This window comes from Saccharothrix espanaensis DSM 44229, assembly GCF_000328705.1.
In the GTDB taxonomy this organism is placed as follows: domain Bacteria; phylum Actinomycetota; class Actinomycetes; order Mycobacteriales; family Pseudonocardiaceae; genus Actinosynnema; species Actinosynnema espanaense.
Map to the genome: position 1 here is coordinate 7,729,004 of NC_019673.1, position 22,749 is coordinate 7,751,752.

The 22,749-nt window shown below is 71.8% G+C and carries 25 protein-coding genes; 5 read left to right on the forward strand and 20 right to left on the reverse strand.

Annotated elements, in window-relative coordinates; all coding sequences use genetic code 11:
• Positions 1-178: 178 nt before the first annotated feature.
• The 15 genes from rpsO to rimP form a co-directional block, all read right to left on the reverse strand.
• Positions 179-448, reverse strand: coding sequence for a 30S ribosomal protein S15 (rpsO, locus tag BN6_RS33630; RefSeq protein ID WP_015104318.1), 270 nt, complete (start codon positions 446-448; stop codon positions 179-181).
• A gap of 124 nt (positions 449-572) precedes the next feature.
• Positions 573-1,040, reverse strand: a complete 468-nt coding sequence (locus BN6_RS49850; protein ID WP_041315015.1) for a 2'-5' RNA ligase family protein — start codon at positions 1,038-1,040, stop codon at positions 573-575.
• Complete coding sequence (locus tag BN6_RS33640) at positions 1,037-1,522, reverse strand: helix-turn-helix domain-containing protein (protein ID WP_041315018.1); 486 nt, start codon at positions 1,520-1,522, stop codon at positions 1,037-1,039. The genes BN6_RS49850 and BN6_RS33640 overlap by 4 nt, the downstream gene beginning before the upstream one ends.
• A 93-nt stretch (positions 1,523-1,615) precedes the next feature.
• Positions 1,616-2,554, reverse strand: coding sequence for a bifunctional riboflavin kinase/FAD synthetase (locus BN6_RS33645; RefSeq protein WP_051075834.1), 939 nt, complete (start codon positions 2,552-2,554; stop codon positions 1,616-1,618).
• A gap of 477 nt (positions 2,555-3,031) precedes the next feature.
• Complete coding sequence (locus tag BN6_RS33650; protein WP_148303127.1) at positions 3,032-3,442, reverse strand: hypothetical protein; 411 nt, start codon at positions 3,440-3,442, stop codon at positions 3,032-3,034.
• A 591-nt stretch (positions 3,443-4,033) separates the two neighbouring features.
• A complete protein-coding gene (truB, locus tag BN6_RS33655; protein WP_015104323.1) occupies positions 4,034-4,930 on the reverse strand; it encodes a tRNA pseudouridine(55) synthase TruB in 897 nt (298 codons plus the stop codon).
• Positions 4,931-4,941: 11 nt separating this feature from the next.
• Entirely contained in the window at positions 4,942-6,261 is a 1,320-nt protein-coding gene (locus tag BN6_RS33660; RefSeq protein ID WP_015104324.1) for an MFS transporter, read from the reverse strand.
• 83 nt (positions 6,262-6,344) lie between these two features.
• On the reverse strand, positions 6,345-7,676 hold the full coding sequence (locus BN6_RS33665; RefSeq protein WP_015104325.1) for an MATE family efflux transporter: 1,332 nt from the start codon (positions 7,674-7,676) through the stop codon (positions 6,345-6,347).
• A gap of 59 nt (positions 7,677-7,735) precedes the next feature.
• A complete protein-coding gene (locus BN6_RS33670; protein WP_015104326.1) occupies positions 7,736-8,719 on the reverse strand; it encodes a DHH family phosphoesterase in 984 nt (327 codons plus the stop codon).
• A 10-nt stretch (positions 8,720-8,729) separates the two neighbouring features.
• Positions 8,730-9,179 carry a 30S ribosome-binding factor RbfA gene (rbfA, locus tag BN6_RS33675; protein WP_015104327.1) on the reverse strand — a complete coding sequence of 150 codons (450 nt, stop codon included), beginning with the start codon at positions 9,177-9,179 and terminating at the stop codon, positions 8,730-8,732.
• A 42-nt stretch (positions 9,180-9,221) separates the two neighbouring features.
• Positions 9,222-9,518, reverse strand: a complete 297-nt coding sequence (locus BN6_RS33680) for a DUF503 domain-containing protein (protein ID WP_041315031.1) — start codon at positions 9,516-9,518, stop codon at positions 9,222-9,224.
• Between the two features lie 66 nt (positions 9,519-9,584).
• On the reverse strand, positions 9,585-12,701 hold the full coding sequence (infB, locus tag BN6_RS33685; RefSeq protein WP_015104329.1) for a translation initiation factor IF-2: 3,117 nt from the start codon (positions 12,699-12,701) through the stop codon (positions 9,585-9,587).
• 86 nt (positions 12,702-12,787) lie between these two features.
• Entirely contained in the window at positions 12,788-13,201 is a 414-nt protein-coding gene (locus tag BN6_RS44550; RefSeq protein ID WP_331712613.1) for a YlxR family protein, read from the reverse strand.
• On the reverse strand, positions 13,155-14,177 hold the full coding sequence (nusA, locus tag BN6_RS33690) for a transcription termination factor NusA (RefSeq protein ID WP_015104331.1): 1,023 nt from the start codon (positions 14,175-14,177) through the stop codon (positions 13,155-13,157). Before nusA ends, BN6_RS44550 begins: the two co-directional genes overlap by 47 nt.
• Positions 14,174-14,698 (reverse strand): ribosome maturation factor RimP, encoded by a 525-nt coding sequence (gene rimP, locus BN6_RS33695; RefSeq protein WP_015104332.1) that lies wholly within the window; start codon positions 14,696-14,698, stop codon positions 14,174-14,176. Before rimP ends, nusA begins: the two co-directional genes overlap by 4 nt.
• Positions 14,699-14,841: 143 nt before the next feature.
• Between rimP and BN6_RS33700 the strand changes: the two genes are divergently transcribed.
• A complete protein-coding gene (locus tag BN6_RS33700) occupies positions 14,842-15,291 on the forward strand; it encodes a hypothetical protein (RefSeq protein ID WP_231904821.1) in 450 nt (149 codons plus the stop codon).
• Positions 15,288-15,749, forward strand: coding sequence for a ferritin-like domain-containing protein (locus tag BN6_RS44555; protein ID WP_015104334.1), 462 nt, complete (start codon positions 15,288-15,290; stop codon positions 15,747-15,749). The genes BN6_RS33700 and BN6_RS44555 overlap by 4 nt, the downstream gene beginning before the upstream one ends.
• A gap of 269 nt (positions 15,750-16,018) precedes the next feature.
• Here the strand turns inward: BN6_RS44555 and BN6_RS33705 are convergent, their stop codons facing one another.
• From BN6_RS33705 to BN6_RS33720, 4 genes are all read right to left on the reverse strand, one after another.
• On the reverse strand, positions 16,019-16,726 hold the full coding sequence (locus tag BN6_RS33705; RefSeq protein ID WP_148303128.1) for a hypothetical protein: 708 nt from the start codon (positions 16,724-16,726) through the stop codon (positions 16,019-16,021).
• Positions 16,727-17,009: 283 nt separating this feature from the next.
• Positions 17,010-18,077: an aminotransferase class V-fold PLP-dependent enzyme gene (locus BN6_RS33710; RefSeq protein WP_015104336.1), complete on the reverse strand. Its 1,068-nt coding sequence runs from the start codon at positions 18,075-18,077 to the stop codon at positions 17,010-17,012.
• 58 nt (positions 18,078-18,135) lie between these two features.
• On the reverse strand, positions 18,136-18,612 hold the full coding sequence (locus BN6_RS33715) for a DUF4442 domain-containing protein (RefSeq protein WP_015104337.1): 477 nt from the start codon (positions 18,610-18,612) through the stop codon (positions 18,136-18,138).
• Between the two features lie 41 nt (positions 18,613-18,653).
• Positions 18,654-19,430: an SDR family NAD(P)-dependent oxidoreductase gene (locus BN6_RS33720; protein WP_015104338.1), complete on the reverse strand. Its 777-nt coding sequence runs from the start codon at positions 19,428-19,430 to the stop codon at positions 18,654-18,656.
• 85 nt (positions 19,431-19,515) lie between these two features.
• Here BN6_RS33720 and BN6_RS33725 point away from each other — a divergent pair, with 85 nt between their 5' ends.
• Positions 19,516-19,923, forward strand: a complete 408-nt coding sequence (locus tag BN6_RS33725) for a YjbQ family protein (protein WP_015104339.1) — start codon at positions 19,516-19,518, stop codon at positions 19,921-19,923.
• Here BN6_RS33725 and BN6_RS33730 read toward each other — a convergent pair.
• Positions 19,819-20,868 carry a YhgE/Pip domain-containing protein gene (locus BN6_RS33730; RefSeq protein WP_015104340.1) on the reverse strand — a complete coding sequence of 350 codons (1,050 nt, stop codon included), beginning with the start codon at positions 20,866-20,868 and terminating at the stop codon, positions 19,819-19,821. The two genes, BN6_RS33725 and BN6_RS33730, sit on opposite strands and share 105 nt — an antisense overlap.
• A gap of 359 nt (positions 20,869-21,227) precedes the next feature.
• Here BN6_RS33730 and BN6_RS33735 point away from each other — a divergent pair, with 359 nt between their 5' ends.
• Together BN6_RS33735 and BN6_RS33740 are read left to right on the forward strand one after the other, a co-directional pair.
• Positions 21,228-22,013, forward strand: a complete 786-nt coding sequence (locus tag BN6_RS33735) for a flagellar basal body-associated FliL family protein (RefSeq protein WP_015104341.1) — start codon at positions 21,228-21,230, stop codon at positions 22,011-22,013.
• Complete coding sequence (locus tag BN6_RS33740; RefSeq protein WP_015104342.1) at positions 22,010-22,696, forward strand: hypothetical protein; 687 nt, start codon at positions 22,010-22,012, stop codon at positions 22,694-22,696. Before BN6_RS33735 ends, BN6_RS33740 begins: the two co-directional genes overlap by 4 nt.
• Positions 22,697-22,749: the final 53 nt, after the last annotated feature.

Here is a 22,749-nt window from a genome sequence, read left to right on the forward strand (position 1 = left end):
TGGGCCAGGGGGCCACTACCGAGGACCGGCGATCAAGTCGTCCCGGTGCGCCGCGCGTGCGTCCCTCGTCTTTGTTTCGTTGTGTGTGCTGTTGTACTGCGGTCTTGCGGTTTTCGCCCGGTGGGCGGTACTGCACCGAGGGGGAGCGACCGGTCCGGTCACTCCCCCTCGGCGGTGGTCAGCGGCGCAGGCCGAGTCGCTGGATCAGCGACCGGTAGCGCTGGATGTCCACCTTCTGGAGGTAGTTGAGCAGCCGGCGGCGACGGCCGACCAGCAGCAGCAGACCACGACGCGAGTGGTGGTCGTGCTTGTGCTGCTTGAGGTGCTCGGTCAGGTCCGCGATGCGCTTGCTGAGCAGCGCGACCTGGGCCTCGGCGGAGCCGGTGTCCGAGTCGTGGACGCCGTACTCGGCGAGGATGGTCTTCTTTTGCTCGGTGGTCAGTGCCACGTTTCCGCTACTCCTTGTACCTGATGCGATGTTCCGTGCGGCCCCGTTGCCGGGGGTAGACGGTCATGGCCGCCACGGACCGCAGCCAGACCCAACTGTCGAGGTTACCAGTAGTCGCCGGCCACTACCCGTTTGGCGTGGTCAAGGGCACCCGGTCCAGCACCTCGTAGCCCGTGGACGGGCAGCTGCGCACCAGTGCGACCTCCGTCACGGTCCACTCGCGACCGTCGAAGTCCACGTGCGGCAGGCGATCCCCGCGCCGACGCGCACGGGCGACCGTCAGATGTGGACGCCAGTCGCCGGTCGCCCCGGTCGCCTCGGCGAGCGGGCGCAGCGGACCGCGCACACCCATCCACAGCACGCCCGGGAACGTGCCGGAGGAGGTGAGTGCCACCCTCGGCGCGGGCAGGCCGCGCAGCGCGTCGAGCAGGCCGGCGGGCTCGGCGTCGTCACCGTGGAAGCGCAGCGTGATGTGCCAGCGGTCGGGCGCGCTCCACCTGAGGTCGGGGTGCGCGGCACGGGCCGCGCGCAGGGCGTCGGCGAGGTCGGCGACGACGTCCGCGGGCGGGAAGACGCCGGTGAACAGCCTCAGGAGTCGCGGCCCTTGCCCGCGCGGCGCAGCAGGTCGGCCAGCGCCGGGAAGTCGTCGCCGAGCATGTCGGCCGCCTGCGACAACTCGCGGCGGTCGGCGATGCGGCGCAGGAACGGGAACACGGCGGCCTCGTCGTCGGTGCCGTTGACCGGCAGCGAGTCACGGCTCACCGTGGGCTTGGAGTCGCGCACCTCGTCCAGCGCGCGCTGCAACGCCGCGGGCGCGCCGGTCGCCACGTCCGGGGTGAGGACCTTGCGCTCCAGCATGATCATCCGGGCCAGCACGGACGGGTTGCCGATCTTGGCGCGGCGACCGCTCATCACCTGGCTGAGCATCGGCGCGCTGATCCCGAGCACGTCCGCGAGCTGCGCCTGGGAGACGTTGAAGGCCACCACCAGCCGGCGCACCCGGTCCCCCAGGGGCTCTCCGTACCACTCTCGCTGCAACGCGAGATTGCGCTGGACGATCTTGTGGTCCTCCACCTTCGCCTCTCCCCTTACCGGCTTGGACGTGACAGGCATCTTGCCAGGTAAGTGGTGGACGCATGTCCGGATCCACCCAGGTGGTTCAACGCGTCACGCGGCGGTCTCCGGGAGGATGACCCGGGTTTGCGCGACGTCCTTGTGCATCTGGTCCAACAGCTCGTCGACGGTGTCGTACCGCTCCATGGCGCGCAGGCGTTCCACGAAGTCCAGCGCGACCCGCTGGCCGTAGAAGTCCTCGTCCACGTCGAGCACGAACGCCTCCACCCGGCGCTCCCGGCCGGAGAACGTCGGGTTCGTGCCGACCGAGACCGCGGCGCGCAGCCGGCGCCCGCTGGAGTGGATGAACCAGCAGGCGTAGACGCCGTCGGCGGGCACGGCGGCGAAGCGGGTGGTGGACAGGTTCGCGGTCGGGAACCCGAGCTCCTTGCCCCGCCCGTCGCCGCGCACCACGATCCCCTCCAGCCGGTGCGGCCGGCCCAGCGCCTGGGCGGCGGCCTTCACGTCACCGGCGTCGATGCACGCCCGGATGTAGGTGGAGGAGTACGTGACCCCGTCGTCGGTCACCAGATCCGCCCCCTCCGTCCCGAACCCGAAGCGCTGGCCCAGCGCGCGCAACAGGTCGACGTTGCCGGCGGCCTTGCTGCCGAACGTGAAGTTCTGGCCGACGACGACGGACGCGACATGCAGCCGGTCGACCAGGATCTCGTGCACGAACTCGGCCGCGGTCATCCGCGACACCTCGACGGTGAACGGGACCACGCAGAACACGTCGACGCCGAGCTGCTCGACGAGCTCGGAGCGGCGCCGGAGACTGGTCAGCTGGGCGGGGTGGCTGCCGGGTCGCACGACCTCGGAGGGGTGCGGGTCGAACGTCATCAGGACGGACGGCACACCCTTCTCGGCGGCGAGCTCGACGGCCCGCCCGACCAGCGCCTGGTGGCCCCGGTGCACCCCGTCGAACACGCCGATCGTCACGACACACCGACCCCACCCGCCGGGCAGGTGGTCCAACCCTCGCCACCGTTGCACGGGGTGCAGCCTACGGGGACGCACCCGACCCAAGCCGACCGGCGTCAACGCCCACACCCACGCCGCCGCCGCGCACCGGACGCCCCACCGCCAACACCCCCAGCCGGCCCGCCACCGGTGCCCGCGAACCGCCCGTCGCCGGTGCCTTCGTGCACCCTGCCGCCCGACACGCGCCAGCCAGACCAGCGCCGATTACGCCCGAACGGGTTCGCTCGCCGCGCATTTCGTCAGAACGGCCCACCGCTGCCGCTTTCGCCCGAAACCGGCCCCGCACCCCCGATTCCGCGCGGCATCCGCCAACCGGCCGGCTCCGATTTCACGCGGCATCCGCCGTCCGACCGGCTCCGATTTCGCGCGGATTTCGCCGTCCGGCCGGCTCCGTTTTGGCGCGAGACATGCCGATCGCTGTCGGTTTCGCGCATGGCGATCGGCCGTCGATTCGCGCGAGATTTCCACCACTCCCGCGACGGCTGCGCGTCACAGCCTCCGGTCGTCGCGGGCGTCGCGGGCGTCGCGGCGGGACTCGCGAACGTCGCGATCCATTTCGTCACGGGCGTCGCGGTGGATCTCGTGGCGGATGTCGCGACCGGCTTGGTGGACGTTGCTGCCGTCGTACGCGGTCGCGGATTGCTCGATCGTGGGGCTGGCTCTCATGATGCCGGTGTTCAGGCTGACCGAACCGAGAGTTCGGGCCTGCACGACGTTGCCCTGGATGGACCCGGAGACGGTGTTGTGCACATCGCCCGGCGGAGCCGAGCCCTCCGACCGCTGCGCGGCCAAGCCCACGAACACGCCCGCCACGGTGAGCAGCACCACCGCGCCCCAGGTCCAGGGGTTGGAAATCTGGTCGGTGGCCAAGTTGATCACCACGCCGGTCGCCGAGGTCACCACACCCGCGGCGGTCGGCCACACCCATCGCGCCATGCGGTCCACGGTAGGGCGGCCGGAGGGATGCCGGGTACCTCCGTCAGCGGCTCTCCACCGCTCCGCCGGGTGACACACCACCAGGAGCGGCGGGTGGCGCGGCAGACGGGTGGCGGGCCGACGAGTGACGGGCAGACGAGTGACGGGCAGACGGGTGGCGACTATCGGGCCCGCCTGGTCGACCGGGGCGATATCGCGGGCCGGGCCGGGCCGGACAGGGCTGGACATGGCCGGGCCGGGGCGGGGCGGGCAGATGTGGGTGGGAGGGGGCGGCGTGGCGGAGCGGATGGCCGGGTAGGCGGGTGGGGGTTGCGGGTGGTGCGGGTCCTGGGTCGTGGGCTGTGGGTACTGGTGTGGGCCGTGGTGGGGGTGCTGGTCGGGCGGGGTGTGGGGTGAGTTGGTCGACTGGTTGGGTTCGCGGCTCGGTATACAAACCGAGTATCGGGAACAGTGTTTCCGTACGTATTTTGGGGATGATCACCCGATGGCGTGACGGGTCGGGGACGGGTCACGCGAAGGGGTGTGGGGGTGGGTCTTGGGGTGGACGGGCTGGTGTCAGCCTGCTGGGGTCAGGACTACCAGGGCTTTTGCGATCGGGCCTTCGTCTTTTGCCAGGGCTACTACGTGGCCGTCCGGGCCGAACACCCCGTACGTGCCTTCGAAGCCGCCGGCTGCCAGGCGTTGGCCGTGGGACAGCGCCACCGCTTCGCGGGGCTCGATCTCCCGGCGGGGGAAGGCTTTGTCGACTGCTTCGTCCAGGTCGAGGGACAGCGCCGGCGACTCCTCCAGCTGCGCCAGGGTCTTCGCGACCCTCAGGTCGAACGGGCCGACCCGGGTTCGGCGCAGGGCCGCCAGGTGGCCGCCCACGCCCAGGTCCGCGCCCAGGTCGCGGGCCAGGGCTCGGACGTACGTGCCGGACGAGCACTCGACCATCACGTCCAGCTCCGTCGCCTCGCCCTCGCGCCGGATCGACAGGACGTCGAACCGGTGCACGGTCACCGGCCTCGCCGGGATCTCCACCGTCTCCCCGTCGCGCACCCGCGCGTACGCGCGCTTGCCGTCGATCTTCACCGCGCTCACCGCGCTGGGCACCTGCTGGATCGGGCCGGTGAGCTTCGCCACGCCCGCGCGGATCGCGTCCTCCGCGACGGCCGACGCGTCCGAAGTGGACAGGACCTCGCCCTCGGCGTCGTCGGTGGTGGTGGCGGAGCCCAGGCGGATGGTCGACAGGTACGCCTTGCTGTCCAGCGCCAGGTGGCCCAGCAGCTTGGTCGCGCGCTCGACCCCGAGCACCAGGACGCCGGTCGCCATGGGATCGAGCGTGCCCGCGTGCCCGACCTTGCGGGTACCGAGGATGCGGCGGACCTTGGCCACCACGTCGTGGGACGTCATGCCGTCCGGCTTGTCTACGACGACCAGACCTGGCTGCACAGCGGAAGTTGATGCGGACACGACCGCACATCCTAAGCCTCGGCCAGAACGTCCCAACGCCGGCGACGCAACTGCACCGGCACCTGCTCCCCGCGCTCCTCCGCCGCGAACACCTCCGCACGCGCCCGGCGCCACCACACGGCGGTCCGCCACACGCCGAGCACCAGCACGGAAACCACGGCCAGGAAGGCGATCCGGTACGCCTGGGCGACCGGCAGCCCCTCGGTCAGGTCCAGCACCACGCCGACCGCGAACGCGGTGAACGTGATCGCGGCGAACCCGCCGACGTTCGCGACGCCGGTGGCCGTCGACACCCGGTGCAACGGGTTGTAGTCGCGCACCAGCGCGAACGCCACGCCGGAGGTCGGGCCGCCGACCGCGAGCACGCCGAACACGACCGCGAGCACGCCGGGCGGCAGCACCCCGCCGGGCCACCCGAGCAGCACGGCCCACCCGACCAGCGCCGCACCGAGGTAGCAGCCGACGATCGGCATCCGCCACTCCGGCTTGCGCGCGATCACCGCGCCGATCAGCGGTCCGGCCACGATCCCGACCACGACGAGCAGGCTGAGCACCGCCGACGCGTCGGGGCGGCTCATCCCCTGCGCCTCGACCAGGTACGGGAACCCCCACAGCAGGCCGAGCATCGCCGGTGTGGACATGGACGCGAAGTGCACCCAGAAGCCGAGCCGCGTGCCGGGCACGGACCACGCCGAGACGACGCGCTTGGCCACGGTGCGCAGCGGCACCGGTTCGACGGGTGGCTGGGTCACGCCGTGCGGCACCTCGCGGACGCGCCACGCGACGACGGCCGAGTAGGCGGCGGTGGCCACGCCCGCGATCAGGAACGTGGCGGTCCACCCGGTGCTCGCCAGCAGCAGGGTCAGCGGGACGGTGGCGACCAGGTTGCCCGCGCCGCCGAGCGCGGCGGACAGCGACATCACGACGGTGAACCGGCGTGGCGGGAAGTGCGCGGCGGCCAGGCGCAGGACGCTCACCCACGTCATCGCGTCGCCGATGCCGAGCACGGCCCGCGCGCCCAGGCCGAGCGGGTAGGAGGAGGCGAGCGCGAACATGACCTGGCCGACACCCATCAGCAGGGCGGCGGCGACCAGGACGCGGCGCGCGCCGAACCGGTCGACGAGCAGGCCGGTGGGGATCTGCATCAGGGCGTAGAGGCCGATCTGGAGCACGGTGAACGTGCTGAGCGCGGCGGGTCCGACGTGGAAGCGGTCGGCGGCTTCGAGCCCGGCGACGCCGAGCGAGGTGCGGTGGAAGAGGGCTGCCACGTAGACGACGACGGCGGTTGACCAGATCAGCCACGCCTGGCTGGTGGCACGATCGACCGGCACGGCGAAGCTCCTCGGTGTTCCTGCGGCGGCACTCCGTCTATCGGGAACACTTGCCTTCTGTTAACAATTCCGGGCAGTGCCCCTCACCACACCACCCCCACCCGCGCCCATCTGCCCGAACGCGTCCGGAGCAGCAGCGGGACCAGGCGCAGGACCATGAACGCGGACAACCCCGCCCAGATGCCGACGAGCCCCCAGCCGTAGGCGTACGAGGCCCAGATCAGCGGCAGGAAGCCGACCCCGGCGGCCAGCAGGGTCGCGGTGCGCAGGAACGCGGCGTCGCCCGCGCCGAGCAGCACCCCGTCCAACGCGAACACCACCCCGGCCACCGGTTGCAGGGCGACGAAGAACCACCACGCGTGCGGCACCTCGCCCAGCACCGCCGGGTCGGTGGTGAACAGCGGCGGGATCACCCCCGCCAGCGCGGCGAACACCACGCCCAGCAGCACGCCGAACACCAGCCCGTACCCGGTGACCTGCCAGGCGAACCTCTTGGCCTGCTCGGGCCGGTGCGCGCCCAGCGCTTGCCCGACGATGGCCTGCGCCGCGATCGCCAGCGAGTCGAGCACCAGCGCCAGGAACGTCCAGAGCTGCAGCACGATCTGGTGCGCGCCGACCGCGCCGACCGACGTGCGCGCGGCGACCGACGCGGCGGACAGGAAGCACGCCTGGAACGCCAGGCTGCGCAGGACCAGGTCGCGCCCGAGCCCGAGCTGCGCCCGCATCAACTCCGGCCGTGGCCGCAGCGGCACCCGTTCGACGAACAGCGCGCGGAAGAAGAACCCGGCCGACACGACCTGCGCGGCCACGTTCGCGACCGCGCTGCCCTCCAGCCCCCACCCGGCGCCGTACACGAGCACCGGGCACAGCACGGCCGAGATCCCGTTGCCCAGCAACACGTACCGCAGTGGTCGGAAGGTGTCCTGAACGCCCCGCATCCACCCGTTGCCCGCCATCGTGACCAGCACGAACGGCGCGCCGAACAGGGCGATCCGCAGCCACGACTCGGCCTGCCCGGCCACCTCGTCACCGGCCAGCAGCCGGGCGGCGGGCGCGGCCAGCAACTGCCCCAGGCCGATCACCAGCAGGCCCGCGACGAGGGCCAGCCACGTCGCCTGCACGCCTTCCTGGACCGCGTCACCCCGGCGGCCCGCCCCGAACAGCCGGGACGCGCGCGCCGTCGTGCCGTAGGACAGGAAGGTCAGCTGGGTGGCGACCTGGGTGAACAGCACGCCGCCGACGGCCAGCCCGGCCAGCGGCAACGCGCCCAGGTGGCCCACCACGGCGGTGTCGACCAGCACGTACAGCGGCTCGGCCGCCAACACCCCGAGGGCAGGCGCAGCCAACCCGATCACCCGCCGCGCGGGCACCCGCTCCTCCACGACCACGCCCCCCAAGACCGGCCTCTCGACCATTCGGCTCAACCCGGGGTCCACTGTCGCACGGGGCACCGACAATTCCGGCCGGAGCGGGATCAGCCGGCGACGGTCTCCAACGCCACGCGCAACCGGGCCAGCACGTCCGCCGCGTCGCCCTCGGCGGTGTACCCGGCCGCCAGCCGGTGCCCGCCGCCGCCGAGCAGCTGGGCGACCTCGCGCACGTCGACCGCGCTCACCGCGCGCAACGACACCGACCACGACGACGGCCGCAGCTCCTTGAGCACCGCCGCCACCTCGGCCTCGGCCGTGGTGCGCACCAGGTCGACCACGCTCTCGACCTCCTCCGGGCGCAGCCCGGCGGCGTCGTCCAAGGTCACCACGGCGTGCACGAACCCGCGTCCGCCGGCCGCGTCGGCGATCAGCTCGGCGCGGCCCAGCACCTTCGCCAACATCCCGAGATACCCGAACGGGTGAGAGTCCATCAATGGCCGGGCGACCGCCTCGGCGTCCACCCCGGCCGCCAGCAGCCGCGCCGCCACCTCGTGGGTGGCCGCGCTCGCGTGCCGGAACGACCGGGTGTCGGTGACCAGGCCCGCGTACACGCACCGGGCCACCGGCTCGTCCAGCTCGACGCCCAGCACGTCCAGCAGCCGCAGCACCACCAGCGCGGTGGCCTCGGCCGTGGGGTCGATCACGTTCACCGTGCCGTAGCCGGGGTTGGACACGTGGTGGTCCAGCACGACCACGGCACCCGCCGTCGACACCCGGTCGGCCAGCGGGCCCAGCCGGGCCACCGATCCGGTGTCCAGCGCCACCAGCACCTCGGGCGCGGCGGGCACCGCCGACGCGGGCACCAGCAGGCCGGCCACGTCGAGGCCCAGCAACGTCTCCGGCACGGTCTCCGGCTCGCCGAACGACACCCGCACGGACTTGCCGAGCCGGTGCAGCACCAGTCCCAGCGCCAACGCGCTGCCCAGCGCGTCCGCGTCCGGGTTCACGTGGGCCAGCAAGGTCACGTCGGACGCGGCGCGCAGGACGTCGGCGGCGGACTCCAGCGGGGCGTTCAGATCGTTGGGCACGACAAGAACGCTAGTCCGATTCCTCGGCTTCCCGCGGCGGCTTGTACGGGTCCGGCTCGCCCGCGGGTTCGGCCCCGTGCGCGATCCGGGCCACTTCGGCGTCCGCCTCGCGGGCGCGGGCCAGCAGCTCGTCCATCCGGCGCGCCTCGTCTGGCACGGTGTCGGTGACGAACGCCAGGGTCGGCGTGAACCGGACCCCGGTCTGCTGCCCCACCATGGTGCGCAGCACGCCCTTGGCCGACTCCAACGCCGCCGCGGCACCCGCGAGGTCCGGCTCGGCGTCGAGCTTCTCGCCGAGCACGGTGTAGTAGACCGTCGCGTCGTGCAGGTCACCGGTGACCCGCGTGTCGGTGATCGTCACCCGCGCCAACCGCGGGTCCTTCACCTCGTGTTCCAGCGCGGAGGCCACGATCTGCGAGATCCGCTTGGCCAGCTTGCGCGCCCGAGCCTGGTCGGCCACGGCGCTCCCTCCTCCATGTGCACAGCCGCCGTGAACGGCGGCTCAGTCGTCCTCCGGCCCCACCAGGCGGTGGCGGGCGGAGAGCAGTTCCAGTTCGGGACGTCCGGCCACCAGCCGCTCGCACGCGGCCAGCACGTCCCTGACATGCTCGGCGTCGGCGGCCACGGCCGCCACTCCGATCAGCGCGCGGCGGTGCAGGTCGAGGTGCCCGGCCTCGGCGACCGACACCTCGAACCTGCGCCGCAGTTCGGCCACGACCGGCTTCACCACGGACCGCTTCTGCTTCAACGAGTGGACGTCACCGAGCAGCACGTCCAACTCCAGGGCACCCACGTACAAAGGTCATCACCACGGGGGTAGGAGGGGGCCGCCGCCGAAGCGACGGCCCCCGGTGTCCGACGACGATCAGGCGCGCGGCTTCTCGCGCATCTCGAACGTCTCGATGACGTCGCCGACCTTCAGGTCCGCGTAGTTGCCGAGCGTCAGACCGCACTCGAAGCCCTCGCGGACCTCGGTGGCGTCGTCCTTGAACCGCCGCAGCGAGCTGATCGGCAGGTTCTCCTGGACGACGTTGTTGTCGCGCAGCAGCCGGGCCCGCGCGTTGCGGCGGATCTCGCCCGACAGGACCATGCAACCGGCGATCGTGCCGACCTTGGAGGACTTGAACACGTCGCGGATCTCCGCGCGGCCCAGCTGGACCTCTTCGAACTCCGGCTTGAGCATGCCCTTGAGGGCCTGCTCGATCTCGTCGATCGCCTGGTAGATCACCGTGTAGTAGCGGACGTCCACGCCCTCGCGGTTCGCGAGTTCGGTCGCCTTGCCCTCGGCCCGGACGTTGAAGCCCAGGACGATCGCGCTACCGGCGACGGCCAGGTTGATGTCGCCCTCGGTGACGGAACCGACGCCCCGGTGGATGACCCGGAGCTCGACGTCGTCGCCGACCTCGATCTTGAGCAGCGCGTCTTCCAGTGCCTCGACGGTACCGGAGTTGTCGCCCTTGATGATCAGGGTCAGCGCGCTGGTCTCCTTCAGCGCGGCGTCCAGGTCCTCCAGGCTGACCCGCTTGCGACGCGCCGCGTTGAGCGCGTTGCGGGTGCGGGCCTGGCGGCGCTCGGCGATCTGCCGTGCCGTCCGGTCCTCCTCCACGACGAGGAACGAGTCGCCGGCGCCGGGCACCGAGGTCAGACCGATGACCTGCACCGGGCGCGACGGGGTCGCGACCGTGACGTCGTCGCCGTGCTCGTCCACCATGCGGCGGACGCGGCCGTACGCGTCGCCGGCGACGATCGAGTCGCCGACGCGGAGCGAACCGCGCTGCACCAGCACCGTGGCCACCGGGCCGCGACCGCGGTCCAGGTGCGCTTCGATCGCGACGCCCTGGGCCTCCATGTCGGGGTTGGCCCGCAGGTCCAGCGAGGCGTCGGCGGTCAGCAGGATCGCTTCCAGCAGACCGTCGATGTTGATGCCCTGCTTGGCCGAGATGTCGACGAACATGGTGTCGCCGCCGTACTCCTCGGCGACCAGCCCGTACTCGGTGAGCTGCTGGCGGATCTTGGCGGGGTTGGCCCCCTCCTTGTCGATCTTGTTGACCGCGACCACGATCGGCGCGTTGGCCGCCTGGGCGTGGTTGATCGCCTCCACCGTCTGCGGCATCACGCCGTCGTCGGCCGCCACCACGATGACCGCGATGTCGGTCGAGTTCGCGCCGCGGGCACGCATGGCGGTGAACGCCTCGTGGCCCGGGGTGTCGATGAAGGTGATGAGGCGGGGGTTGCCCTCCAGCTCGGTCTGCACCTGGTAGGCGCCGATGTGCTGGGTGATGCCGCCCGCTTCGCCCTCGGCGACCTTCGCCTTGCGGATCGTGTCCAACAGGCGCGTCTTACCGTGGTCGACGTGACCCATGACGGTCACGACCGGCGGACGGATCTGGAGGTCCGTCTCGTCGCCCGCGTCCTCGCCGTAGGTGATGTCGAACGTCTCCAGCAGCTCGCGGTCCTCCTCCTCGGGGGACACGACCTGCACGACGTAGTTCATCTCGGAGCCGAGCAGCTCCAGGATCTCGTCGGACACCGACTGCGTCGCGGTGACCATCTCGCCGAGGTGGAACAGCACCTGCACCAGCGAAGCCGGGTTGGCGTTGATCTTGTCGGCGAAGTCGGTCAGCGAGGCGCCGCGCGGCAGCCGGATGGTCTCGCCGCTGCCCTTGGGCAGGCGGACACCACCGACCGACGGGGCCTGCATGTTGTCCATGTACTCCTGGCGCTTCTGGCGCTTGGACTTGCGTCCGCGCCGCGCCGGACCACCAGGACGGCCGAACGCGCCGGCCGCGCCACCGCGACCGCCGGGGCCACCGCCACCGGGACGACCGCCGCCACCGCGGAAGCCGCCACCACCGGCCGGGGCACCGCCGCCGCCACCGGGGCGGAAACCGCCACCGCCGCCACCGCCGCCGCCACCACCGGGGCCGCCGCGGAAGCCACCGCCACCGCCACCGCCGCCGCCACCGGGACCGCCGCGGAAGCCACCGCCACCGCCGCCACCGCCGCCAGGACGACCGCCGCCGCCACCGGGGCCACGACCGCCGCCACCGGGACCGCCGCCGGGACGGCCGCCGCCGCCACCGCCACCGCCGGGCCGGGGACCGGCCGGACGGCCGGGCATCATGCCCGGGTTGGGCCGCGGCGGCATGTTGCCGGGGTTGGGACGCGGACCGCCGGACCCGGCGGAACCGCCGGGACGCGGACCGGCCGGACGCGAGTCGCCGGGCTTGGTCGAACCACCGCGGTCGCCACCGCGCTCGGGACGGTCACCGCCACCGGGCGCCTGCGGACGAGGGGCCTGCGGACGAGGCGCGGGAGCGCCGCCGCCGACACCGAACGGGTTGTTGCCCGGACGCGGCGGACGCGCGCCGGCGGGCTTGGGGGCCTGCGGCTTCGGCGGCACCACGGACGGGCTCTGCTGCGCCGCCGCGGGCTGCTGCTGGGGCGCACGCGGCCCGGGACGAGGCCCGGACGGACGGCCGCCACCCTGCTGCTGCCCACCACCCTGACCCTGCTGGGCCGGAGCGGGGGCCGAGGCCGGAGCGGCCGCCGGAGCCGGAGCGGCGGAGGCCGCCGCCGGAGCGGGAGCAGCCGGAGCAGCGGGAGCCGCCGGAGCGGGAGCCGCCGCCGGAGCGACCGGGGCCGGGGCGGGAGCCTTCGGCGCGGGGGCCGCGGGCTTCGGCGCGACCGGCTTGGGGCCGGGCACCGGGCGCGGGCCGGGCTTGCCGACCGGCGCGGCCGGACGGGCGTCGGACTTCACGTCGCCGGCGGGCTTCGGGGGCGCCGGACGGGCGCCGGAGGACTTGGACTTGGCGTCGGACTTCGACGCGTAGGCGTCACGGAGCCGCCGGGCAACGGGTGCCTCGACGGTGCTGGACGCGGACTTCACGTACTCGCCCTGGTCGGCGAGCTTCGTCAACAGTTCTTTACTCGTGACACCGAGCTCTTTCGCGAGCTCGTGCACGCGGGCCTTGCCTGCCACTGCACTCCTCTGGTGATGAGGCCGGCGGCAGTCCCGTCGACCTCGTCTTAACGTCGCGCGTTCATGTCTTCAGCTTCACGGCTGACTCATGACGGGTCGACCTGCTTCCTTGCTTCCTGCCGGTCGTGAGGCGATCCCACGACCTGTTTCCCGAGCTGCCCGAGGTGTTCGCGAACCCGGTCCGCGTCGAGCGGTCCCTGGACCCGGAAGGCCCTCGGGAACGCCCTTCGCTTCTCGGCGTCGCGCAGGCAGCCTTCGTCAGGGTGCAGCCAAGCACCCCGACCGGGCAACCTTCGGCGAGTGTCAGGGACCACGGCCCCGTCCACGACCACCACGCGCAGCAACTCGGAGGACAACGTCCGAGCGCGGCATCCGATGCACGTGCGAACCGGGCCGTCGTGCGTGAAAACCGATCCCCGACGTCGAACCACTGGGAAGTCTATCCCCTGCCGCTCAATCAGCCGAACCGGATGTCGCCGCGCCCGCCGGCGCGGCCCCACCGGTGTCGGCGTCGCTGCGGATGTCGATGCGCCAGCCGGTCAGCCGCGCGGCCAGCCGGGCGTTCTGGCCCTCCTTGCCGATGGCGAGGGAGAGCTGGAAGTCCGGGACCACCACGCGCGCCGTCTTGGCCCGCTCGTCGAGCACCCGCACCGAGACAACCTTGGCCGGTGACAAGGCATTCCCGACGAACGTGGCCGGGTCGTCGGAGTGGTCGATGATGTCGATCTTCTCACCGGCCAGCTCGCTCATGACGTTGCGCACCCGTGCCCCCATGGGCCCGATGCACGCGCCCTTGGCGTTCACCCCGGGCACCGTCGACCGCACCGCGATCTTCGAACGGTGACCTGCCTCACGTGCCACGGCGGGGATCTCCACGGTGCCGTCGGCGATCTCCGGGACCTCGAGCGCGAACAGCCTGCGCACGAGGTTCGGGTGCGTCCGCGACAACGTGATCTGGGGACCGCGCGCCCCGCGTGACACGCCGACGACGTAGCACTTGAGGCGCGACCCGTGGTCGTAGGTCTCGCCCGGCACCTGCTCGGCCGGCGGGAGGACGCCCTCGGTGTCGCCGACCTGGACGACGACCATGCCGCGGGCGTTGGCGCGGGCGTCCCGCTGCACCACGCCGCCGATGATCTCGCCCTCCTTGGCGGAGAACTCGCCGAAGGTGCGCTCGTGCTCGGCGTCGCGCAGGCGCTGGAGGATGACCTGGCGCGCGGTGGTCGCGGCGATGCGGCCGAAGCCCTCCGGCGTGTCGTCCCACTCCTCGGTGACGACGCCGTCCGGCCCGAGGTCCTGGGCCAGCACCCGGACCACCCCGGTCTTGCGGTCGATCTCGACCCGGGAGTGCGAGTGGTGGCCGTCGGTGTGCTTGTACGCGGTGAGCAGTGCGGTCTCGATGGCTTCCAGAACGGTGTCGAAGGGGATGTCCTTGTCCCGTTCGATCGCCCGCAGTGCGGCGATGTCGACGTTCACTCCGACTCCTCCTTCGGACTAGACCCCTCCAGGAGCGCGAGCTCCTCGACGGGCGGCTGCTTGAACTCGATCTCGACCACGGCCCGCTCGATGGAGCGGTACTCCACCCGCGTGAGCGCACCCTGGACCAACAGCGTGACACCGCTGTCGTCGGCGGCCCCGACCCGGCCGAACCACTCGACCTGGTCGGGCTGCTTGACCTTCACCAACCGCAGCCGGGCGCGCCGCCAGTGACGTGGCCGGGTGAGCGGCCGATCGGCGCCGGGCGAGGTGACTTCAAGCGTGTACGGGCCTGCGATGAGGTGCTCGTTCGCGTCGAGCGCGGCGGACACGGCACGACTGGCCTGGGCGACCTCGTCGAGCCCGATCCCGTCGTCGCCGTCCACGACCACCTTCACCAGCCTGCGACGCCCAGCCTGGTTCACGTCGAGCGTTTCGAGGTCGAAGCCGATGGCCTCCACCGCTTCCCGCACGACGGGTGCTAGCTGCGCGGCGAGTTCTCCGCGCGGCGGGCTGGACACGTGGTGACTCCTTTCAGGTGCAGAAGGGCACGGCAACCCCGGCCGACGCTGCACTCGCCGGCCGTTGGTCGTCCAGACTATCTGGTCCCGGACACCCCGCACGCGCCCAGCCGATCACCGGAGCTCTGGCAGGATCGGGAACCGTGATCGGAAGAACGGCGCTCAGCAGGCGCGCACTCCTGGTGGCGGCCACCACCGCGCCCCTGGCAGCAGCGTGCACCACACCCCCGCCGGAGCCACTCCCACCGGACCCGCTGGCGGAGCTGGTGCGCACGGCGAGAGCCGACACCGCCCTGGCCACAGCCCTGGGCGCGACGGAAACGGCGGCCGCGAGAACCCAGCACGCGGACAAGCTCCAGGCGGAGGTGGACCGGGCGACCCCGAAGGTCCCCGGCACGTCCGCCACCCAGCCGCAGAGCACGTCGACCCCGCCGGCACCCCCGGCGAACCCGACGAGAGAGGCGCTGGTCACGAATTTGCAGACGGCCCAGAAGCAGGCAGCGGACCTGGCCGTGACAGCGCCGACGCACCGCGCGGGCCTCCTGGCCTCCGTGTCGGCGGGCTGCGCCGCCCTCGTGGAGGCCCTCGCGTGAACCAGAGCAACACCCCCAGCAGCGCCCCGAGCAGCGTGGACGCCCTGCAAGAAGCGCTGGCCGCCGAACACGCCGCAGTGTGGACTTACGGCTTGGTCAGCGCGTTCATCGACGACCAGGCCCCGGCCGTGGCCGAAGGCGCGAACGCCCACCGGGCCCGCCGCGACACCACCGAACGCGCACTGCGGGACGCCGGAGCCCAACCCCGCCCCCCGGCCCCGGCCTACCTGCCACCCCAACCCGTGGACAGCGCGACATCGGCGATCGCCGCACTGATAGCCGTGGAAACGGACGCGTGCGCGGCCTGGCGAGGCGTGATGGAAAGAACGGACGACCAGCCCCAGCGAAAATCAGCCCTGGACGCCCTGACCCAATCCGCGATCAGAGCCACCCGCTGGCGCAAAACAGCCGGAATAACCCCCGCAGCAACCCCCCTACCCGGCACCGCAGTAGGCTAAAAAACAGCAGTCGAAACGCTGAACACAACCACCCAGAAACACCTGAAAACTTCCCCCCGAGTCGTGTTCTCCCCGTATGGCCTGCGCGCAGCGAACCGCGCTTGAGCAGGTAGCGCAAGCACGCTTTTCGCTTGCGCTACCTGCTCAAGGGTGGTTGTCTTCAGACCAGGCCATACGGGGAGAACACGACGGACGCCCTTCTCCCCCGGCGGCCTGCCCAGCGGCGAGCGTAGCTCTAAAACTCTCACTCACCACCCTCGTCCCACCCCTCACACCAACTCGCTCACCAACCGAAACGCGTCATTCGAAACCTTCTTCATCAACGCGTTGTGGGCAGCTTCGTCGGCCCCGTGCTGAACGGTGTCGGACTCGATGATGACCACGTCCCGGTCCTGCTGCCGAGCCGCGAACCCGCCCGTTCCCAGCGACTTCAACCCGGGCACCTGCACAGCCCCGTCCTTCACCAGGTCGTTGACGTTCCCGGTGCCGTCCCGGCTGGTCAGCTCCTTCAACTTCGTGGCGTCGTCCAGCGACTTCATCCGCACTACAGACACGGACGTGTACACAGTTCGCCCGTCCGGGGTAGTCGTCGTGAACAATCCCCGGGTCAACTGCTGACAAGGCGTGGCCGTCAGGAAGGTCTTCGTCTCCCCGTAGGCGTGCGAGGCGCACTGGCTGTCCTTCAACGCCTCCGGCACCTGCGGCGACCGCGCGAAGGTGAACTCGCCGACCGGCTTGGACGTAGTACTGGGTGGGGACGACACCGGCGTCTCCTTGGGCATGACCACCAGCCAGATCAACCCCGACACCACAGCCACCCCGACCAGCCCGGCCCCCTTGAGCAACCAGCCCTTCTTCGCACTCCCCGAACTGGCGTTCCGCGGTTTCACGTTTCCCGGTTTGACGTTCACCGGCCGACGACCAGGCTCCGAGGACTCCAGCAGCGAGTCGAGCTGCCCCATCTCGGACCGCCGCATCCGAGCCGTGTCCGCCGGCCCCGGTGCGCCCTGCGGGTACGGCGCACCAACCCCCTGCGCCCCTCCCTGCGCCACGGGCCCCTGCACTACCGGCCCCTGCGCTCCAGACCCGTGCACTCCAGACCCGTGCACCACAGGCCCCTGCGCTCCAGGTCCGTGCGTTCCAGGCACCGGCCCACCAGCCGGCCCCGGCGGCGAGCCCGAGATGCGGGGTAACCGCTGCGTCACCTCTTCAGGTGATTCGGGAGGTACAGACACAAACAGTCACCGTAACGGACGACGCCTACCGAAGCGCTTCGAGCACAAGATCCACGTCTTCCGCCGTGTTGTACAGGTGGAACCCCAACCGCACCCGACCTGCACGAACAGCCGACCTCACCCCCGCTGCCGCCAACCTCTCACCAACACCCCGCCCCACCCCCACACCCGCACCTCCACCGACTCCGGCCCCAGCACCCACCTCCGCCAACGACAGCGACAGCGACACGATCGCCGACCCTCGCGGCTCCATCCCCATCCCCGCCAGCAACGAATCCGCCAACCCCACGTTGTGATCCCGCACCGCCGCCATGTCCAACGATGCCACGTAAGGCAACGCGGCAGCCGCCCCGAACTGCGACAACCACACCGGCGAGATGTCCAGCCGCCGCGCGTCCGAGGCCAGGCGCAGCGGCAGGCCGTAGACCGAGGTCCAGGGGTCCTCACCGGCCCACCAGTTGGCCGCGACGGGCACCGCCGCCTCCACCCCGCGGGGTGAGCACGCCAACCACGCGCACCCGCGCGGCGACATCAGCCACTTGTACCCGGCCGCCACGGTCCAGTCGGCCCACTCCAGCGACAGCGGCAGCCAGCCCACCGCTTGTGAGGCGTCCAGCAGCACCGGCACCCCGGTGGCGCGCAGCCCGTCCAGGTCGGCGATCCGCCCGTCGGCCGACTGCACCACGCTCACCGCCACCAGGTCGTACCCGGCCGCAGCGGCCACCAGGCCGTCCAACGGCACTTCGGTGACCTGCAAGCCGCGTGCCGCGAACGGGAACGTCAACGACGTGAAGTCCCCTTCGGCGACCAGCACCCGGGCTCCGAGCGGTAGCGACGCGGCCACCATCGCCACCATCTGGCCCACGGACGCCCCGCCGGCCACCCGGTTCGCCGGCACGCCGACCAGTCGCCCGAACGCCTCGCGGGCAACCGTCACCACCTTGTCCACCGCGTCGGGCGAGTCGACCCCGGACCCCCACCGCGTCACCGCGGCCGCCACCTCGGACGCCACCGCCACCGGCGGGACCCCGATGCTGGCCGTGTTCAGGTATCCGACCGGCACGTCGAACGCAGAGCCGAAGGCAGTTCGCATCTCACATCCCTACCAACGAGCCACCCTCACGTCCACCACGAACCGACGATCCCAGGGCTCACACTTCAGCCGACGCCCGTTCATCCGGGGAACCGGCCTTCAGGCGCGCGTAAACCTGCTTGCGGACCCGCGCCACCACGGTCCCGTCCTCGGCCACCACGTCCACCGGGAACCACAGCAACGCCTTGCCGCCCTCGGCCGCCTGCGATCGCAGGTCGTCCACCTGCTCTTCAGCCAACCGGAACTCCGCGTAGACGGTCCCGCGCCCCGGCCGCACGAACTCGATCTCGCCCGCGCGGTCCCACACCACGTGCTCGCGGCCCAGGTGCCGCAGGACCATCAGCATCCAGAACGGGTCGGTCATCGCGAACAGCGAGCCGCCGAAGTGCGTGCCGACGTAGTTCCGGTTGAACCACCTCAGCCGCATCCGGACCTTCGCGTACCGGTAGTCGTCGGACAGTTCCACGACGCGGATGCCGGCGAACAGGAACGGCGGCCACAGGTTCATGCCCCGCCGCAGACGAGAAGCCTTCATACCCGGCATGTTACCCGCGAGTAACCCATCACCGGGACAGCTCACCGCAAAGAGAGGATGTTGCCCGTCACACGCCCGCCCGCGTCCGAGCACAGGAACGCCACCACCGACGCCACCTCCTCGGGCAACGCGACCGGAAACTGCCCTCGGACGCTCTCCGACACCCACCCGGTATCCGTCACCCCCGGTTTGACCATGTTCGCGGTCACCCCGTGCGACCACAGTTCAGCCGCGGCGGACATCGTGTAGCTGTTCAACGCCGCCTTGGCCGCCCCGTACGACACCTCGCCCGGGAATCCGTCCGGCGACCCCGACGTCAGCCCGACGATCCGGCCCCAGTTGCCGCCGCGCGCCAAGTGCCTCCGCGCGAACTCCGCGATCAACAGCGCCCCGGCCCGCGCGTCCACCGCGAACTGCGCGTCGAACGTCTGCGGGACCACGGCCCGCTGGATTCGTCCGAACTGGTCGGTCCCGTGGGCCAGGAACGTGTCCTGCACCCACCCCGACGCGTTGTTGACCAGCACGTCCACCGGCCCGAACAACCGCTCCGCCGTGTCGAACAGCGACGCCGGCGCGTTCCCGTCCGTCAGGTCGACCTCCACGGCGTGCGCCCGGCCGCCGGCTTCGGCGATGGCCTCGACCACCGACTCCGCCCCGCTCTCCCGGGCGCTGAAGTACTCCGCCGGCACGCCGGGGTCCGGCGCGGGCGAGTAGCGGAGGAACGTGATCAGGACCTGGACGCCCTGGGCCGCCAGCGCCCGCGCGGTCGCCGCGCCGATCCCCTGGTTCGCCCCGGTCACGATGGCTGTGTGCTGCACAGCCGGGATCCTGCCTGATCATGGCTTCGCGAGCAGGTGATTTTCGCCCGGGACACCGCGCCCTCAGCGCCTAGAATCGCCGCCCATGCGCAGTGAAGAAGTCGAGATCCGCACCGGCACCGACGAGGTCGTCCACGACCTGACCAGGACTTGCGAGGAGTTCCTGAGCGAGGTCGACGGCGACGGCCTCCTGCACGTCTGGGTGCCGCACGCCACCGCCGGCCTGGCCGTCCTGGAGACCGGCGCCGGCAGCGACGACGACCTGCTGGCCGCCCTGCGGGACATCCTGCCCGGCGACGACCGCTGGCGGCACCGGCACGGGACGCCCGGCCACGGCCGTGACCACGTGCTGCCCGCGCTGGTGCCGCCGTACGCGACGATCCCCGTCCTAGGGGGCGTGCTGGCGCTCGGCACCTGGCAGTCGATCTGCCTCGTCGACACCAACGTCGACAACCCCGTCCGCAAGGTCCGGCTGAGCTTCCTCTCCTCCTAGTCCCGCCTTCCCCGGCACCAGCAGCACCACCAGCCCCACCACGGCCAGCCCCACGAACACCCACACCTGTGCGCCGTCGACCACGCCGCCCTGCAACAACGCCCGCAGCCCCTCGGTCGAGAACCGGAACGGCGTCCAGGACCACAGCACCGCGCGGTAGACCGGGTCGAGCAGTTCGGGCACCTGCCCCGCCACCGCCGGTGCCATCAGGTACAGCGGCCCGAGCACGGCCATCGCGCGCAGCCCGAGCAGCCGCAACAACGCCGCCTGCACCAGGACGAACGCCGCCGCGACCAGCCCGAGGTAGCCCAGGACGTCCCACCCCAGCGGCAACGACGAGTCCCACACCGCGAAGAACCCGGCGACCACGCCCACCCCGAGCACGGCCGCGGACAACGCCCCCAGCAGCCGCGTCCACACCGCCGCCCGGCGGACCAGCCGGACGAACGCCGCCCCGGCCACCAGTCCGGCGACCCACAGCAACGCGCTCGCGGCCAGCGGCGCGGTCCGGCCCGCCGCCGAGGCCGGGTTCACCGTCACCACCTCGGCCCGCAGCCCCGCGCCCTGCGCCACCCCGGCCAGGACCTGCTGCGCCACCTGCGTCCCCGACGGGTTCACCGCGCCGGACAACACGATCGACGCCCCGCCGGGCGCGAGTTCGAGCACCCCGTAGACGTCCTGCGCCGCCAGCAGCCCGCGCGCCTCCTCCGGCGTGGTGACCCGCCACACCACCTCCGCCGTCGACGCGGCACCCAGCTTGTCGGCCACCGCGCGCAACGGCGGCGGGGCGTCCGCTCCGACCGCGACCGCCAGCGGCACCTCACGGGGGTGGACCGTCGCCTGCACGCCGAACGTGAGCAGCCCCAAGACCAGCGCGACCAGCGCGCCCACGACCGCGGTGACCACCGCGACGGCCGCCGGCGGCCGGTCCTGTGGTGTGGCCATGATTGCCTCCAGACACGTTTTCATCGCTAGTTGAATTAGCAGGCTACGACCCGCCACCACCTAAGTCAACGCGTGCTGAATTTCTCGCCGGCCCTCGGACACCGGAACCGGCGCGGTACGGTTTGGCCGTGACACACCCAGGTGACGGGCAGAGCGGCTGGGGTGGCCAGCCTGACCCAGGCCGGCAGTACGGCGGCCAGTACGGCCGGCCCGACCTCGGCCCGCAGCAGTAAGGCGGGCCCGACCCCGGCCAGCAGCAGTACGGCGGCCAGTACGGTGGCCAGTACGGCCAGCCCGACCCGGGCCAGCAGTACCAGCCGTACGGGCAGCAGCAGTACGGCGGCTACGGCGGCCTGGGCGTGTTCTCCGGCGGCGAAGGCCCGCCACCGAAGAAGAACAACACCAAGGTGTGGATCATCGTCGGCCTGGTCGTCGTGCTGATCGGCGGCGGGCTCACCACCTTCTTCCTCACCCGCGACAGCGGTTCGCAGAACGCCGCCGGCACCAGCACCTCCGCGCCGGCCCCGACCACCACCGCGGCCAAGCCGACCACCACGTCGAAGTCCGGCACCGAGAACGCGACCTGCAAGCCCACCAAGGCGGACTGGAACTGCCTGCGGGTGCAGGACCTGTCCTACAGCTACGACGTGCCCAAGGCGTGGGCGCCGAGCCCGATCTCGGCGGGCGTCGAGGGCATGAAGGACGTCAAGCTCACCGGCGTCACGGTCTACGGCAACTACGACTGCGGCGGCTCGCGCTACAACCGGGGCAGCACCGGTGGCGTGGTCGTGCCGCAGGGCGACCTGGCCGCCGTGGCGAAGGACTTCGCGCAGAAGCTCGGCGCCCAGTACTACAGCTCCGGCAAGTCCGTCGACGTGAAGCTCAGCGAGCCCAAGTCGGTGAAGGTGCCCAACGGCAGCAAGGCCGAGATCGAGGGCGTGCAGGTCGACGCCACGATCAGCACCACCGGCAGCGACTGCCTCGCGTCCAAGGGCATGGTGAAGGTGTTGGTGCTCAAGGGTTCCACCGGTTTCCACGTGTTCATGGCCAACGGCGACCTGGAAGGCGGTCCGGCCGAGCCCAAGGGGCCGACCGAAGCCGACCTCCAGGCGATGGTCGACTCCGTGAAACCGCTGGCCTCGTGAGCTACACCGGACTCGGCGTCTACCAGCAGCAGCCGAAACCGCCCAACCGCCGCCCGCTGTGGATCGCGCTCGCCGTGGCCGGCGTGCTCGCGGTCGTCGGCGGCGGCACCGCGGCCGTGCTGCTCACCGGGAACGACGCGACATCCGCGCCCACCACCTCCGCCACCACCACGGCGAAACCCGACTGGACCGTGGTCGAGGACACCCAGGCCGGTCTGCGCTACGAGGTGCCGCCGTCCTGGGAGACCAGTCCCGTCGGCACGGTCGGCGCGGTCCGGCTGACCAAGTCCCAGGTCTCGCGGCCGTTCGACTGCCAGGGCCGCAACATGATCCAGGCGATGGTGGCGTCCGGGACCGCGACCGGCGAGGTGCCCGACGTCGCCGAGGCGCTGATCGTGGAGATCGCCCGCACCAGCTACACCGTCGAGGGCCAGAAGCCCAAGCTGGGCAAGCCCGAGGTGCGCGGCGTCGAGGAGCACACCGTGGCCTCCGTCGAGGTCACGCCCAGCGCGGTGAGCCCCTGCTACGCGCCCAAGGCGACGGTTCGGGCCTACGCCAGGTCCACCAGGTCGTCGAAGGTGGCCGTTCTGGTGCTCAACGTCGCCGAAGGCGGGCCGTACGTCGCGGAAGGGCCCAGCGAGGACGACGTGAACCGGATCATGGAAAGCGTGCGCCCCCTGTGAAAACGCCCACCCCCACCTCACCCACCGCCACCTCACCCACCTCACTCACCGCG